14 protein-coding genes and 1 pseudogene are annotated in these 15183 nt (G+C 44.5%); 12 read left to right on the plus strand and 3 right to left on the minus strand.

What is annotated here, in order from left to right; all coding sequences use genetic code 11:
- The first annotated feature begins 79 nt into the window (after window positions 1–79).
- Window positions 80–1624: a peptide chain release factor 3 gene (locus tag B7708_RS05035; protein ID WP_084974212.1), complete on the plus strand. Its 1545-nt coding sequence runs from the start codon at window positions 80–82 to the stop codon at window positions 1622–1624.
- A gap of 519 nt (window positions 1625–2143) precedes the next feature.
- On the opposite strand, the gene B7708_RS05040 is transcribed toward B7708_RS05035, so the two are convergent.
- Window positions 2144–3097 (minus strand): aromatic acid exporter family protein, encoded by a 954-nt coding sequence (locus tag B7708_RS05040; RefSeq protein WP_084974214.1) that lies wholly within the window; start codon window positions 3095–3097, stop codon window positions 2144–2146.
- 67 nt (window positions 3098–3164) lie between these two features.
- Window positions 3165–4370, minus strand: coding sequence for a serine/threonine transporter SstT (gene sstT, locus B7708_RS05045; protein WP_084974216.1), 1206 nt, complete (start codon window positions 4368–4370; stop codon window positions 3165–3167).
- Between the two features lie 148 nt (window positions 4371–4518).
- Between sstT and B7708_RS05050 the strand changes: the two genes are divergently transcribed.
- The 10 genes from B7708_RS05050 (at window position 4519) to B7708_RS05095 (ending at window position 12033) form a co-directional block, all read left to right on the plus strand.
- Window positions 4519–5079 (plus strand): mechanosensitive ion channel family protein, encoded by a 561-nt coding sequence (locus tag B7708_RS05050; protein WP_084974218.1) that lies wholly within the window; start codon window positions 4519–4521, stop codon window positions 5077–5079.
- A 57-nt stretch (window positions 5080–5136) separates the two neighbouring features.
- Entirely contained in the window at window positions 5137–6045 is a 909-nt protein-coding gene (locus B7708_RS05055; RefSeq protein WP_084974221.1) for a magnesium transporter CorA family protein, read from the plus strand.
- Window positions 6046–6062: 17 nt separating this feature from the next.
- Entirely contained in the window at window positions 6063–6590 is a 528-nt protein-coding gene (locus B7708_RS05060; protein ID WP_084974223.1) for a YqeG family HAD IIIA-type phosphatase, read from the plus strand.
- Between the two features lie 2 nt (window positions 6591–6592).
- Window positions 6593–7699, plus strand: coding sequence for a ribosome biogenesis GTPase YqeH (yqeH, locus tag B7708_RS05065; RefSeq protein WP_084974225.1), 1107 nt, complete (start codon window positions 6593–6595; stop codon window positions 7697–7699).
- 213 nt (window positions 7700–7912) lie between these two features.
- Complete coding sequence (yhbY, locus tag B7708_RS05070; protein WP_000060171.1) at window positions 7913–8224, plus strand: ribosome assembly RNA-binding protein YhbY; 312 nt, start codon at window positions 7913–7915, stop codon at window positions 8222–8224.
- A gap of 50 nt (window positions 8225–8274) precedes the next feature.
- Entirely contained in the window at window positions 8275–8904 is a 630-nt protein-coding gene (locus B7708_RS05075) for a nicotinate-nucleotide adenylyltransferase (RefSeq protein WP_084974227.1), read from the plus strand.
- A complete protein-coding gene (gene yqeK, locus B7708_RS05080; RefSeq protein WP_084974229.1) occupies window positions 8904–9497 on the plus strand; it encodes a bis(5'-nucleosyl)-tetraphosphatase (symmetrical) YqeK in 594 nt (197 codons plus the stop codon). Before B7708_RS05075 ends, yqeK begins: the two co-directional genes overlap by 1 nt.
- On the plus strand, window positions 9498–9851 hold the full coding sequence (gene rsfS, locus B7708_RS05085; protein WP_084974231.1) for a ribosome silencing factor: 354 nt from the start codon (window positions 9498–9500) through the stop codon (window positions 9849–9851).
- Window positions 9852–10170: 319 nt separating this feature from the next.
- Window positions 10171–10911, plus strand: a complete 741-nt coding sequence (locus B7708_RS05090; RefSeq protein ID WP_345788861.1) for a class I SAM-dependent DNA methyltransferase — start codon at window positions 10171–10173, stop codon at window positions 10909–10911.
- 9 nt (window positions 10912–10920) lie between these two features.
- The gene (locus B7708_RS05095; protein WP_084974235.1) at window positions 10921–12033 is read left to right on the plus strand and encodes a nucleotidyltransferase; all 1113 of its coding nucleotides are present in this window, start codon (window positions 10921–10923) and stop codon (window positions 12031–12033) included.
- A gap of 9 nt (window positions 12034–12042) precedes the next feature.
- On the opposite strand, the pseudogene B7708_RS10210 reads toward B7708_RS05095, so the two are convergent.
- Window positions 12043–12299, minus strand: a pseudogene (locus B7708_RS10210) (ISL3 family transposase); the annotation flags it as partial.
- Window positions 12300–12661: 362 nt separating this feature from the next.
- Here B7708_RS10210 and B7708_RS10140 point away from each other — a divergent pair.
- On the plus strand, window positions 12662–15183 hold a 2522-nt coding region (locus B7708_RS10140), incomplete at its 3' end, for a KxYKxGKxW signal peptide domain-containing protein (RefSeq protein ID WP_193431744.1).

Genomic DNA, 15183 nt, shown 5'->3' on the forward strand with positions numbered 1-15183 from the left:
AGGAATGGTAAAATCCAATGTAAAAATCATTCTTAGCTACTGAAACAACCAAAAATAGAGAATCAAAGAAAGAGAACTTATGACTATTCAAGAAGAAATTAAGAAACGACGCACCTTTGCCATTATTTCCCACCCGGACGCGGGGAAAACAACCATTACTGAGCAGTTACTCTACTTTGGGGGCGAAATTCGTGAGGCTGGTACTGTAAAAGGTAAGAAAACAGGAAATTTTGCCAAGTCTGACTGGATGGATATCGAGAAACAACGTGGGATTTCGGTAACCTCATCTGTTATGCAGTTTGATTACGACGGCAAGCGGGTCAATATTCTAGACACACCAGGGCACGAGGACTTCTCAGAAGATACCTATCGTACCTTGATGGCGGTAGATGCTGCGGTCATGGTCGTGGACTCTGCCAAGGGTATTGAGGCTCAAACCAAGAAATTGTTTGAGGTTGTGAAGCACCGTGGAATTCCCGTCTTTACCTTTATGAACAAGCTAGACCGTGATGGACGTGAGCCACTGGACCTCTTGCAAGAGCTAGAAGAAGTCCTAGGTATTGCTAGCTACCCGATGAACTGGCCAATCGGGATGGGGAAAGCCTTTGAGGGCTTGTATGACCTTTATAACCAACGCTTGGAACTTTATAAAGGGGATGAACGTTTTGCCAGTCTGGAAGAAGGGGACAAACTCTTTGGAAGTAACCCATTTTATGAGCAAGTCAAGGATGATATTGAGCTTTTGAATGAAGCAGGAAATGAGTTTTCGGAAGAAGCTATTCTTGCAGGAGAACTGACTCCGGTCTTCTTCGGTTCAGCCCTGACTAACTTTGGGGTGCAGACCTTCCTTGAGACCTTCCTTAAGTTTGCTCCAGAACCACATGGACACAAGAAAACAGACGGCGAAATCGTCGATCCTTACGACAAGGATTTCTCAGGATTCGTCTTTAAAATCCAAGCCAACATGGACCCTCGTCACCGTGACCGTATTGCCTTTGTTCGTATCGTATCGGGTGAATTTGAGCGTGGAATGAGTGTCAATCTGCCTCGTACTGGTAAGGGAGCTAAACTGTCGAATGTCACTCAATTTATGGCGGAAAGTCGTGAGAATGTGACCAATGCCGTGGCAGGTGATATTATCGGGGTTTATGATACAGGTACTTATCAAGTTGGGGATACGCTAACTGTTGGGAAAAACAAGTTTGAATTTGAACCATTGCCAACCTTTACTCCTGAGATTTTCATGAAAGTTTCTGCCAAGAACGTCATGAAACAAAAATCCTTCCACAAGGGGATTGAGCAGTTGGTACAAGAGGGAGCCATCCAGCTTTACAAGAATTACCAAACAGGTGAGTATATGCTAGGCGCTGTCGGACAACTCCAGTTTGAAGTCTTTAAGCACCGCATGGAAGGCGAGTACAATGCAGAAGTGGTCATGAGCCCAATGGGTAAAAAGACCGTTCGTTGGATCAAGCCTGAGGACTTGGATGAACGGATGTCATCAAGCCGCAATATCTTGGCCAAGGACCGTTTCGACCAACCAGTCTTCCTCTTTGAAAATGACTTTGCCCTTCGCTGGTTTGCGGACAAGTATCCAGATGTTGAGTTGGAAGAGAAGATGTAAATCGTTACAAATGACTAGCAACATAAAGTTGCTGTCATTTGACGGTAACCGCTATGGCGGTCTACCTAAACGCTTCACTAGGAAAAATCTACGAATATTATCGATTCGTGGACTTTGCTGTCGTAATGGTAAGGAAGCGAACTGCCTAACTGCCTCACTAACTGAGTTTTACAAATGAAATCAATTTGTAAAACTCAGTGTCGTAGTTCAGGAAATTTATTTATTTGTGTAACAATCTAAGTAACTAACGCCAAGTTTCTATGGAACTTGGCTAGGCGCTCCACTAGTAAAGTTTTACGAATAGTATCGATTCGTAAAACTTTACGTCGTAATCGTAATGCTCAGTATCGTAATCTAGCAATCGGTAACCGCTATAGCGGCTTACCTAAACGCTTCACTAGGAAAAATCCACGAATATTATCGATTCGTGGATTTTTTCATATAGTAAAGGTAATTGAAGTCAAAGGTAAATTAAAAACCCCAGAAAAATCATGTTACGTGAATTCTTCTGAGGTTTTTCTAGTTTCCATATTTCTGATAAAAATCGACCTTGACCTGAATGAAGGTTTCGGCTTCGCGTAGTAGCTGCAGGAGGGTGGCACGGGTCTCAAACTCCTCACGTGTTTTCGGGAGACTCCGATGGCGGAAGACTTGCAGATAGCGTTCGATGTCATCAAGTAGATCATGAGCAGGATTGGTCTGACTTAGCTGGACAGCAATCTTTGAAAAGAGCTGTGCTAAGATCAAACTCTCACTTGCGGCTAGGTGACAAGTATTGACCTGCTGGGCCATATTTCGCAGGATACCACTTTGTCGCTGTCTCATCTCAAAGTAGTGGATGTGGTAGTCCGTCTGGTGAAAGAGGTGATCCGAGTGATCCAAATAGACTAGCTTGAGGGCCTCATCAAGGAGTTCGTCTAATTGGTCAACGAGTTGGGCTTGATTGCGCCCGTCTCCCCTTGACAGATAGTATTTAAAGCGAAGCAGGATGTCTTTTAACTTTTCTTCAACCTGAAGGTGGTAGCTTTGGATGGCTTTCTCACGAGATGGCATATAAAGGTTGACCAATAGAGCAAAGCTTGTTCCGATGAGAAAGAGGAACACTTCATTGAGCAAGAGGGCTGGGGAAGTAGACTCCTGCACCAAGAGATGACTGACCAAGACACTGCTAGGTGTGATGCCGATTTCCCAGCCCATTTTATAGGCAAGAGGCACGTAGAGAGCCAGATAGAGGCCGAGACTCCAGATGTGAAATCCTGTCAGTTGAAAGGCTAGAACACCGATAGCGAGTGCTAGGAGCATGGAAAAGAGGCGGTTACGTGCTAATTTCAGCGTACTTCTGCGCGTGTCAGATAGGCTTAAGAGGGCGATAATTCCAGCTGAAACTGCTGATGATAAGTCTAAAAAATAAGCGAGAAAACAAGCGAGGCAGGTCGCTAAGATCAGTTTTGTCGTACGTTGGGTGATAGACATGAGAATTTCCTATAATACTAGAATAAGAGTATAAAAGACAAGACTTGGAAGACTTGTCTTAAAAAATCTATTTTTTACGTGCCGATGCGTACTCAGCTACTGCCGTAAAGAGGACGTCGGTAGAAGAGTTCAGGGCAGTTTCGCAGGAGTCTTGGATGACACCGATGACAAAACCAACTCCGACTACCTGCATAGCAACGTCATTTGAAATCCCAAAGAGACTACAAGCGACGGGGATGAGGAGAAGTGATCCACCAGCGATTCCAGAAGCTCCGCAGGCAGAAATGGCAGCCACTACACTGAGCACAAAGGCTGTACCAAAGTCGACAGAGATTCCTAGCGTATTGACTGCAGCTAGAGTCAGAATGTTAATGGTTACGGCTGCGCCAGCCATGTTAATAGTGGAGCCAAGGGGAATAGAAACAGAGTAGGTATCTGGATTGAGTCCAAGATCTTGGCAGAGTTTCATGTTGACAGGGATATTAGCGGCAGAACTACGAGTAAAGAAAGCTGTAATCCCACTGACACGCAAACATTTAAAAACAAGGGGATAAGGATTTTTTCTCATAAAGAGAAAGGCAATGAGGGGATTGATGACAAGGGCCACAAAAGCCATAGTTGCAATCAAGAGTCCTAGCAAAATTCCGTAGTTAGCAAGGCTGGTAATTCCTTTATCAGAGATGGTCTTGAAGACCAAGCCCATAATTCCGAAAGGAGCCAAATTGATAATCCACTCCACAATCTTGGAAGTTACACCAGCCATGGTTTTGAGCAATTCCTTGCTGCTTTTGCTAGCTTCTCTCATAGCAAGTCCAAAGACAACAGCCCATGATAGAATTCCAATATAGTTGGCTTTAACGACGGCGTTGAGGGGATTGTCCACGAGATTCAGCAGGAGGTTGCTGAGAACTTGACCGATGCCGTCTGGTGGGGCAATCTCTGTGCTCGCACTGCTGAGAGTAATCTGGACTGGGAAGAGAAAACTAGCCAGTACAGCAATCAAGGCAGCTGCAAAGGTACCGAGTAGATAGAGAAAAATAACGGTCTTCATATTGGTATCTTGCCCTTTTTGATGTTGTGAGAGGGCATTTGCGACGAGGGTAAAGACCAAGACAGGAGCGATGGCTTTCAGACCCCCAACGAATAGGTCACCGAGAATGCCGAGCCCCGACAGACTAGGAAAAAGCAGCCCTAGAGAGGCTCCAAGAAGCATGCCGATTAGGATACGTTTGATGAGGCTGGCCTTGTTCCAGGCTCGAATGATTCTTTTCATAATAGTCTCCTTCAAAGTGTATTGTTTATGATTATAGTATAAATATGCCGTTGAGGCAAGTCTTTTTTTGAGTTTGGGGGAATATCGGAATATTTATGAGGGATTTGAACGGGATGATTTGTGGTATAATACTAAAAAGGAGTTTTGTATGCAAGAATTTTTTCAACGTTATCTTGATAAATTGGATGTAACAACTGTATTAGAGAATGTCTTGACCAAGGTGATCTCTCTTTTGATTCTCTTTCTGTTGTTTTATATAGCTAAAAAGATGCTTCATGCGACTGTCCGAAAGATTGTCAAGCCCTCGCTTAAATTTTCAAATCGGGATGCAGGCAGACAAAAGACCATTTCTCGTTTGCTTGAGAATATTTTTAACTATACCCTTTATTTCTTTTTAATCTACTGTGTCTTGTCCATTTTGGGCTTGCCAGTTTCCAGCCTCCTTGCTGGGGCAGGAATTGCTGGGGTTGCCATTGGGATGGGTGCACAAGGTTTTCTGTCCGATGTCATCAATGGTTTCTTTATCCTCTTTGAACGCCAGCTCGATGTGGGCGACGAAGTAGTCCTCACAAATGGTCCTATTACCGTATCTGGAAAGGTTGTCAGTGTAGGAATTCGTACGACCCAACTTCGAAGTGACGACCAAGCCCTTCACTTTGTTCCCAACCGAAATATCACTGTTGTTAGCAACTTCTCTCGTACAGAGTAGGTCTGCTATTTTGGCAGATTTGTGGTACAATAGAAAGAGTTTGGTAAAGGAGAGAGTATGCTATTTGTAGAGAAAAAACTAGGTCACAATTGTACCTGGATAGACCTTGATGTGGACAAGATTAAAAACATGGAAGATCTTTCTGACGTCTATGGATTGGACAAGGAAACCATCGAGTATGCTCTAGATAGAAATGAACGAGCCCACATGGATTATAACCGTGAAACGGGGACGGTAACCTTCATTTATAATGTTCTTGATTTAGAAAAAGACAAAGAATATTATGAAGCGATTCCGATGACCTTTATCGTTGAAAAACAACGGTTGATCACTATCAGCAATCACAAGAATACTTATGTGATTAAACGCATGGCAACCTACCTTGAAAGCCATGAAATCATTTCAATCTACAAATTTCTTTTTGCCAGTTTAGAGATTATTAGCAATGCTTATTATCCAGTTATTGAAGAGATGGATAAAAGTAAGGATGAAATCAGTGCACTTCTTCGTCAAAAAACAACTAAAAAAAATCTTTTTGCCCTCTCTGACTTGGAAACTGGTATGGTTTACCTGACAGCTGCTGCTAAACAAAATCGTCTCCTCTTGGAACACATCCAAGGGCATGCTCTTTATCGCAATTTTAATGAGGTAGAAAGAGAGCAGTTTGACGATGCCATGATTGAAGCACATCAGTTGGTTTCGATGACAGACCTGATTTCTCAAGTTTTGCAACAACTCTCGGCTTCTTACAACAACATCCTAAATAATAATCTAAATGATAATTTGACAACTCTGACAATTATCTCAGTCTTGCTAGCTATCCTTGCGGTTATTACAGGATTCTTCGGGATGAATGTTCCCTTACCGTTTACAGATGAACCAAATGCTTGGATTTATATTCTGCTAGCTAGTCTAATTTTATGGGCGGTCTTAGCTCAATGTTTAAAGAAAATTGCTAGAAATTAAAAAGAAAAGGAGCCAGAATGGCGATTGAAAACTATATGCCAGACTTTGCTGTGGAAGCAGTCTATGATCTGACAGTCCCAAGCCTGCAGGCACAGGGGATCAAGGCTGTTTTGGTCGATTTGGACAATACCCTCATTGCCTGGAATAACCCTGACGGGACTCCAGAGATGAAGCAATGGCTACATGACCTCCAGGACGCGGGTATTCGCATTATCGTGGTCTCAAATAATACTAAAAAACGAGTTCAACGAGCAGTTGAAAAATTTGGGATTGATTACGTTTATTGGGCCTTGAAGCCCTTTACATTTGGGATTGACCGTGCCATGAAGGAATTCCACTATGAGAAAAATGAAGTGGTCATGGTCGGCGACCAACTCATGACGGATATTCGTGCAGCTCACCGTGCAGGCATTCGCTCGATCTTAGTCAAACCCTTGGTCCAACATGACTCGATTAAAACGCAGATTAACCGGGCTCGCGAGCGCCGTGTCATGCGCAAAATCACTGAAAAGTACGGACCGATTACATATAAAAAAGGAATTTAACTATGGAAGAAATTCTCTGTATTGGTTGTGGAGCAACCATTCAGACGACAGACAAGACTGGTCTTGGATTTACTCCCCAGTCAGCACTCGAAAAAGGTTTGGAGACTGGCGAAGTCTATTGCCAACGCTGTTTCCGTCTCCGCCACTACAATGAAATCACAGATGTCCAGTTGACGGACGATGATTTCCTCAAACTCTTACACGAGGTGGGAGACAGTGATGCCTTAGTGGTCAATGTCATAGATATTTTTGACTTTAATGGCTCTGTCATCCCAGGCTTACCGCGCTTTGTATCGGGCAATGATGTCCTCTTGGTTGGAAATAAAAAAGATATCCTGCCCAAGTCAGTTAAACCGGGCAAGATTAGCCAGTGGCTCATGGAGCGTGCCCACGAAGAAGGTCTTCGCCCTGTGGATGTCGTCCTGACTTCGGCTCAGAATAAGCATGCCATCAAGGAAGTCATTGACAAAATTGAGCACTACCGTAAGGGGCGTGATGTCTATGTAGTTGGGGTAACCAACGTTGGAAAGTCAACCCTTATCAACGCTATTATCCAGGAAATCACGGGCGACCAGAATGTCATCACGACTTCGCGCTTCCCAGGAACAACCTTGGACAAGATTGAGATTCCGCTCGATGACGGATCTTATATCTACGATACACCAGGGATTATCCACCGCCACCAGATGGCCCACTACTTGACGGCTAAAAACCTCAAGTATGTCAGCCCTAAAAAGGAAATCAAGCCAAAAACCTATCAGCTTAACCCTGAGCAAACCCTATTTCTAGGTGGTTTAGGACGATTTGATTTCATATCCGGAGAAAAGCAAGGATTTACCGCTTTCTTTGACAATGAACTCAAATTGCATCGTACCAAGCTTGAAGGCGCTAGTGCCTTTTATGGCAAGCACCTCGGAACCCTCCTCACACCTCCTAACAATAAGGAAAAAGAAGATTTTCCAAAACTAGTCCAGCATGTCTTTACCATCAAGGACAAGACAGACCTAGTCATCTCAGGACTAGGCTGGATCCGCGTAACAGGCACTGCCAAAGTCGCCGTCTGGGCACCCGAAGGCGTCGCCGTCGTCACACGAAAAGCAATTATTTAAACACAGAAAGGAAAGGGTTGTCTTTATTAAGGCGAGCATTGCGAGCCCGTAGAGAATACTTTTCGCCGTGGTGTCAGTTGGTACAAGTGATTGTACCAACTGCGGAAAATTTGAGACCTTAGGCTCAAATTTTAGTCATGAAAGTCCGAAGGACTTTGCTGACGTCCGTCACCACTTTAGAAAAGTATAAAAAGAAACTCTTTTAAAGAAATTATGTCATTAACATCGAAACAACGTGCCTTCCTCAACAGCCAGGCACACACCCTCAAACCCATCATCCAAATCGGGAAAAATGGACTCAACGACCAAATCAAAACCAGCGTCCGTCAAGCTCTTGACGCTCGTGAATTGATCAAGGTAACGCTCTTACAAAACACAGATGAAAACATCCACGAAGTAGCTGAAATCTTGGAAGAAGAAATTGGTGTAGATACTGTCCAGAAAATCGGACGCATCTTGATTTTGTATAAACAATCTAGCAAGAAAGAAAATCGCAAGATTTCTAAAAAAGTCAAAGAAATCTAAAACCTACTCCAAACAACTGTTTTTACAGAGAATTAAAGGAAGACGAGCCTATGGCAATCGAATTATTGACTCCCTTTACCAAGGTAGAGTTGGAGCCAGAAATCAAGGAGAAAAAACGCAAACAAGTCGGGATCTTAGGGGGAAATTTTAACCCTGTTCACAATGCCCATCTTGTTGTGGCGGACCAAGTACGACAACAGTTAGGACTAGACCAGGTCTTGCTTATGCCCGAATACCAACCTCCTCACGTAGATAAAAAGGAAACCATCCCTGAGCACCACCGCCTCAAGATGCTTGAGTTGGCGATTGAGGGGATTGAAGGACTAGCCATTGAAACTATTGAGCTAGAGCGCAAGGGCATTTCCTACACCTACGACACCATGAAGATTTTGACCGAGCAACATCCAGATACGGATTATTACTTCATTATCGGGGCTGATATGGTGGACTATCTGCCTAAATGGTACCGAATTGATGAGCTAGTCGACATGGTTCAGTTTGTAGGGGTTCAGCGTCCGCGCTACAAGGCAGGGACTTCCTATCCAGTTATCTGGGTGGATGTGCCTCTCATGGACATCTCGTCCAGCATGGTGCGTGACTTCATTTCCCAAGGTCGGAAACCCAACTTTCTCCTACCTCAGCCTGTGCTAGACTATATCGAGAAGGAGGGGCTTTACTGATGGCCTATCAAGACTATATCAACTGTTCCCGAGAGGTTTTGTTGGGAAGAATGGCAGAGCTTCTACCTGAAAAACGCTTAATCCATTGTTTTGGGGTGGAGCGCGCGGCCATAGAACTGGCTCAGCGCTTTGGTGTGGACAGTGAGAAAGCAGGCCTAGCAGGCCTTCTTCATGACTATGCTAAAAAGCTGTCAGATCAGGAATTTCTAGACTTAATTGACCGTTACCAGCTAGACCCTGACCTCAAAAACTGGGGCAATAATGTCTGGCATGGCATGGTTGGCATCTACAAGATTCAGGAAGATTTGGATTTGAAAGACCCAGAAATTCTGCGAGCCATTGAGATTCATACAGTTGGGGCTGGTCAGATGACAGACTTAGATAAGGTTGTCTATGTTGCAGACTATATCGAGCATAACCGAGCCTTTCCGGGAGTGGATGTGGCGCGTGAGATTGCTGAGCTATCGCTCAATAAGGCGGTGGCCTACGAAACAGCTCGAACTGTTGAGCATTTGGCTCATAAGGAATTTCCCATCTATCCTCAAACCCTTGAAACCTATAACGCCTTTGTGCACTATTTGAAAGAGGACTAAATGAACGAAAAAGAATTACTAGAACTAGTCGTGAAAGCGGCTGATGAGAAACGTGCGGAGGATATTCTCGCACTTGATGTACAAGATTTGACCAGCGTGACGGACTACTTTGTTATCACTAGCTCGATGAATAGCCGTCAGTTGGACGCTATCGCCGACAATATCCGTGAAAAAGTAGCTGAAGCAGGCTTTAAAGGCAGCCATGTCGAAGGCGATGCAGCGGGAGGCTGGGTTTTGTTGGACCTCGGCGGTGTCGTTGTGCATATCTTTTCAGAAGAAATGCGTGCCCACTATAACCTAGAAAAACTATGGCATGAGGCGGACTCAGTAGACATTTCTGAAGCCTTAGCATAGGAAATGAACTCAGTTGCAGTCAACTGGGTTTCTTTGCTTATTTTAGAAAATTGATGGAAAGGTGAGGGCGTCGTGTTTTGTTCATCTCGAAACTGAACACGAGCTAAAAGCTACGAGAAAAAGATAAACTTCCTTTGTATCTGACGATACAGCAGAAAGTTTCCTATTTTCTCCTTGCTTTTAACGCTCTTTGTATCTTAGAAAGGATTTGAACCCGTCCTGTAATCGTCGGAAAATAGATAGCTTAGTCTTGAATCAGGATCCTAAGTCTAAGCTCCTAATTTTCATTCCGATTACGGGCGGACTTGGTATCATGATTATGGCAACTTATGAAACCTTTGCGGCTGTTTACGATGCTGTGATGGATGATAGTTTATACGATAAATGGACGGATTTTTCTCTGCGTCATTTGCCTAAGACCAAGGAGAGAAAGAAGCTTTTGGAATTGGCGTGTGGGACAGGCATCCAGTCTGTCCGCTTTTCTCAGGCTGGCTTTGATGTGACTGGACTCGACTTGAGCGCGGATATGCTGAAGATTGCTGAAAAGAGAGCGACATCGGCCAAGCAAAAGATTGATTTTATAGAGGGCAATATGCTGGATTTGTCCAAGGCTGGTAAGTACGACTTTGTCACATGTTATTCGGACTCTATCTGCTACATGCAGGATGAGGTGGAAGTAGGAGACGTCTTTAAGGAAGTCTATAATGCCCTTAACGAAGACGGAGTTTTCATATTTGATGTGCATTCGATCTACCAGACTGATGAGGTTTTTCCAGGCTATTCCTACCATGAAAATGCGGAAGATTTTTCCATGCTTTGGGACACCTATGAGGATGCGGCTCCTCACTCCATCGTGCATGAGTTGACTTTCTTTGTCAAGGAAGCGGACGGTTCCTTTAGTCGCCACGATGAAGTGCATGAGGAGCGGACTTATGAGGTTTTGACCTACGATATTTTATTGGAACAAGCTGGTTTCAAGTCCTTCAAACTCTATGCGGACTTTGAGGACAAGGAGCCAACAGAAACCACTACCCGTTGGTTTTTTGTCGCGCAGAAGTAGGAGAACATCATGACCATCACTGGTATTATCGCGGAGTTCAATCCCTTTCATAACGGGCATAAATACCTGCTGGAGCAGGCAGAGGGACTGAAAATCGTTGCCATATCTGGAAATTTCATGCAGCGTGGAGAGCCTGCTATCGTGGACAAGTGGACACGGGCTCAGATGGCGCTGGAAAATGGAGCGGATCTGGTAGTGGAATTGCCCTTTTTAGTCAGTGTTCAGGCGGCAGATTTCTTTGGCCAAGGAGCTGTGGATATCTTGGCTCGCTTGGGCATTGATACTCTAGCTTTCGGGACAGAGGAAGTTCTGGATTATCAAAAGATATCTGACTTATACACAGACCAAGGTACTGAGATGGAGGAATTTGTGGAAAATCTGCCTGATTCTCTCTCTTATCCCCAGAAGACCCAGGCTATGTGGAAGGAATTTGCTGGTCTTGATTTTTCTGGCAATACCCCCAATCATGTCCTAGCTTTGGCCTATGCTAAGGCGGTTGCGGGACGTAGAATCAAACTCCATCCGATTCAGCGTCAGGGGGCTGGCTATCACTCTGTGGACAAGAATGTGGAATTTGCCTCGGCAACAGCTCTCCGTCAGCATCAATCAGACCAAGATTTTTTAGAACGCTTTATGCCTTCTGTGGAGCTTTTTGAAAATGCTAGTAAAGTGAGCTGGGAAGATTATTTTCAACTCTTACGCTATCAAATCTTGTCAAATCCAGATCTAACCACCATCTATCAGGTCAATCAAGAAATGGCTGTGCGCATCAAGGAAGCTATCAAGACGGCTCAGTCTGTTGACGAATTGGTCGAGGCGGTTGCGACCAAGCGTTATACCAAGGCGCGTGTCAGACGCCTCTTGACCTATATCTTGGTGCAATCCAGAGAAAGTGACTTGCCAGAAGGCCTCCATGTCCTTGGCTTTACCGAAAAAGGCAGACAACATCTCAAGTCTCTGAAAGGGCAGATCCATCTAGTCAACCGAATTGGCAAAGAACCTTGGGATGCTATGACTCAAAAGGCAGACCAGGTTTACCGACTAGGACACCCAAGTATAGCAGAGCAGAATTTTGGTCGAGTGCCGATTAGAATGGGAATAAGTGGAAACTGTAGTGGGTGACATATAACGAAGCATAGAGGGAATCAGACTGGTTCTCTCTTTTGTCATGTTTAAAGCTATGAAAATTTTTGTTTTGACATTGCCAAAGTTCTAACAATCAAAGGCATTTCGTTTAATGACTATGATAAGGTTGATAGTGGCTTCCCGTTTTGTATGAGAACAGGGTGTTCCAAAGCGTTAATAATCTTGTCCTCATCTGTATCTTTCGAAAACGTCTGAAAAACGATTAAAAGTATGGGATTTACAAAAGAAATGATCTCTTCTAATGATGGTTTAGTCATGTTTATTGGAAGTATTAATGGGCTTGATTTCGAAAATCGTAAGAGAATTTCAATAGTTTGAACTCTAAAAGCGAATTTTTAACAAAAATTAAGTGTTTTCATTTGTCATTTCGCATATAATTACTTGAAAAGGGCAATCCGTTTTGGTAAAATGATAAGTGGTGTATACTAGATAAGAACGACTGGTATATTCCATATGGGATCTGCTTTTTCTGAGTCAAAGGGATAAAAACTGAGACTGACTGTGGCTTTTATTGGCTTTGGTTTTGAGAGGGCAGCGCAACTACGCTTTGTTAATGATCATGAGGTTAACAAAGGGTCGCAATTGGATAAAAGAAAGGAATCAAATGTTTCGAAGTAAAAAATTTAACAAAGATTTCGAGATCGTAGATGAGAAAAAGCGTTATAAGCTTTACAAGTCGGGTAAAAACTGGGTAAAAGCCTCGAACTCTCAATTGGATCTCTTCCGTATCGGTGGGATGGGCGAAGTTGTCTCTAGTACCCTATCAGACACTGAAGAACTTGATCACGCACACCTTAGTTTTAACACACTAGCGGGTATAGGGGGAATCCTGGCCGCGGGGGCTGCAGGATTTGTGATGACTCAAGAGCAAACTGTTTATGCGGATGAAACATCTGAGTATACAGAAAAGGATAAAACAGTCATCGCTGCTGAACCAAAAGCAGCTGAAACAACTGAGACAAGTACTAACTCAATCATCGCTCAAGCGCAAGCAGAAGTAAAGAAAGCTCAAGCAGAACAAGCATCTGCCTCAGCTTCTGTATCAGTCAGTCAATCTGTTGAGGCTCAAGCGAGTGCGAGTCAGTCAGCTTCAGTCAGTCAATCTGCCTCAGCAAGTCAGTCAGTCTTAGCGAGTCAGTCAGCATCTGCAAGTACTTCAACATCAGCAGGTCAGTCAACTGCTCCAGCATCTGAGTCAGCGAGCCAATCAACATCAGCTCCTGTATCAGCTTCAGCAAGTGCAAAAGCCTCTGCATCAGTAAGCTCTACACCATCAGAGTCAGCAAGCACTCAAGCACCTGCCTCTGTAGTTGAGAGTACATCAGTTGTTAGCGAACCATCAGCTCAGGCTTCTGTGTCTACCTCAGCTTCAGCATCGCTCAACCTTAAGGTCAACCCTGCGGCAAGTCTTGTATCAGGTAGTGCTAACCAAAGCTTGGCAAGTGCAGCTCTTAGCACAAGCCAAGCAGCAACGACTAGCAACAACATCGCAGCTGGTGTTGTAGCAGACAAGAACCAAGCCCAAGGTAAGGATACAACCAAGCAAGCTGAGAAAGACCAAGCGGCAGATAAGCAAGTAACAACTGCACCGAAAAAGGGTTACTCTGGTTTCCGCCAAGGTATTCCAGGTATTATTGACTCTGAAGCTGGTGTATTTCTTACCGATACACCAAATGGTCAATATGCCAAGAGATATCCAATTCCTGATCAAACAGCTTATAAACCAATGCCTGAGACACATGTTTATTTCCATAATGGACAAAACAAGCACTTTAATGGTACTTGGAAGCAGGAGCATATTGCTAGAGATGCCCTCTATATTTCTGAGACAGACACTAATCGTTTGAAACAACTTGGTCTTAACTATCGATTGGATGTTGTGCAAGTACGGAGTCAACAAGGTCAGATTGGATATTTACCACGTTTGACTATGTGGGGTTATCCAACGCCTGTCAAAGGGAACTTGGTATTGTTCAATGTACGAGTTAGTGGCGCAGGTGGTCAAGGAGTGGTCAATCAAGCTACAATAAGCTTCAATGTTACTCGTAACCCTCGATATGAGAGTCAATCTACATCTATAAGTCAATCAACGTCAGCATCAACAAGTACACAGTCAGCTTCAGAATCAATGAGTTTGAGCGCGAGTGACTCTGCGTCAATTAGTGCTAGTCAAAGTGCGTCAGCATCTATCTCAGCAAGTATTAGTGCATCAACGTCAGCCAGTGCGAGCCAAAGTGCCTCAGCCAGTGCGAGCGTGAGCCGTAGCGTATCTGCTTCTGTATCAGGAAGCCAAAGTGCGAGTGCATCACTCAGCGCAAGTCGTTCAGCCTCAGCAAGCGCAAGTTCAAGCCGTTCAGCAAGTGCATCGCTTAGTGCAAGTCGCTCAGCCTCAGCAAGCGTAAGCTCAAGCCGTTCAGCAAGTGCCTCAGCGAGTGCATCGCTTAGCGCAAGTCGCTCAGCCTCAGCGAGCGTAAGCTCAAGCCGTTCGGCAAGTGCCTCAGCGAGTGCCTCACTTAGTGCAAGCCGTTCAGCAAGTGCATCACTTAGTGCAAGTCGCTCAGCTTCAGCGAGCGTAAGCTCAAGTCGTTCAGCGAGTGCCTCACTTAGCGCAAGTCGTTCAGCATCAGCAAGCGTGAGCTCAAGCCGTTCGGCCAGTGCCTCAGCGAGTGCATCGCTTAGCGCAAGTCGCTCAGCCTCAGCGTCTGTATCAGCTAGCCAAAGTGCTTCAGCGTCAGTATCTGCAAGTCAAAGTGCTTCAGCATCAGTAAGCTCAAGTGAATCAGCTTCAGCGTCAGTATCTGCAAGTCAAAGTGCTTCAGCATCAGTAAGCTCAAGTCAATCAGCTTCAGCATCAGTATCAGCAAGCCAAAGCGCTTCAGCTTCAGTATCAGCTAGTCAAAGTGCTTCAACATCAGTATCTGCAAGCCAAAGCGCTTCAGCATCAGTAAGTGCAAGCCACTCAGCATCTGTATCAGCTAGCCAATCAGCTTCAGCTTCAGTATCTGCAAGTGAATCAGCTTCAGCATCAGTAAGTGCTAGCCAAAGTGCCTCAGCTTCAGCATCTAACAACCAGAACTCAGCTTCTATCTCAGCAAGCGCGAGCCACTCTGCGTCAGTATCAGCAAG

The organism is Streptococcus oralis subsp. dentisani (assembly GCF_002096615.1).
Taxonomy (GTDB): domain Bacteria; phylum Bacillota; class Bacilli; order Lactobacillales; family Streptococcaceae; genus Streptococcus; species Streptococcus oralis_U.

Excerpts from the sequence above, each read along its gene's own strand:
- B7708_RS05035 (WP_084974212.1), top strand. The coding sequence starts at position 80 with ATGACTATTCAAGAAGAAATTAAGAAACGACGCACCTTTGCCATTATT.
- B7708_RS05040 (WP_084974214.1), bottom strand. The coding sequence starts at position 3,097 with ATGTCTATCACCCAACGTACGACAAAACTGATCTTAGCGACCTGCCTC.
- sstT (WP_084974216.1), bottom strand. The coding sequence starts at position 4,370 with ATGAAAAGAATCATTCGAGCCTGGAACAAGGCCAGCCTCATCAAACGT.
- B7708_RS05050 (WP_084974218.1), top strand. The coding sequence starts at position 4,519 with ATGCAAGAATTTTTTCAACGTTATCTTGATAAATTGGATGTAACAACT.
- B7708_RS05055 (WP_084974221.1), top strand. The coding sequence starts at position 5,137 with ATGCTATTTGTAGAGAAAAAACTAGGTCACAATTGTACCTGGATAGAC.
- B7708_RS05060 (WP_084974223.1), top strand. The coding sequence starts at position 6,063 with ATGGCGATTGAAAACTATATGCCAGACTTTGCTGTGGAAGCAGTCTAT.
- yqeH (WP_084974225.1), top strand. The coding sequence starts at position 6,593 with ATGGAAGAAATTCTCTGTATTGGTTGTGGAGCAACCATTCAGACGACA.
- yhbY (WP_000060171.1), top strand. The coding sequence starts at position 7,913 with ATGTCATTAACATCGAAACAACGTGCCTTCCTCAACAGCCAGGCACAC.
- B7708_RS05075 (WP_084974227.1), top strand. The coding sequence starts at position 8,275 with ATGGCAATCGAATTATTGACTCCCTTTACCAAGGTAGAGTTGGAGCCA.
- yqeK (WP_084974229.1), top strand. The coding sequence starts at position 8,904 with ATGGCCTATCAAGACTATATCAACTGTTCCCGAGAGGTTTTGTTGGGA.
- rsfS (WP_084974231.1), top strand. The coding sequence starts at position 9,498 with ATGAACGAAAAAGAATTACTAGAACTAGTCGTGAAAGCGGCTGATGAG.
- B7708_RS05090 (WP_345788861.1), top strand. The coding sequence starts at position 10,171 with ATGGCAACTTATGAAACCTTTGCGGCTGTTTACGATGCTGTGATGGAT.
- B7708_RS05095 (WP_084974235.1), top strand. The coding sequence starts at position 10,921 with ATGACCATCACTGGTATTATCGCGGAGTTCAATCCCTTTCATAACGGG.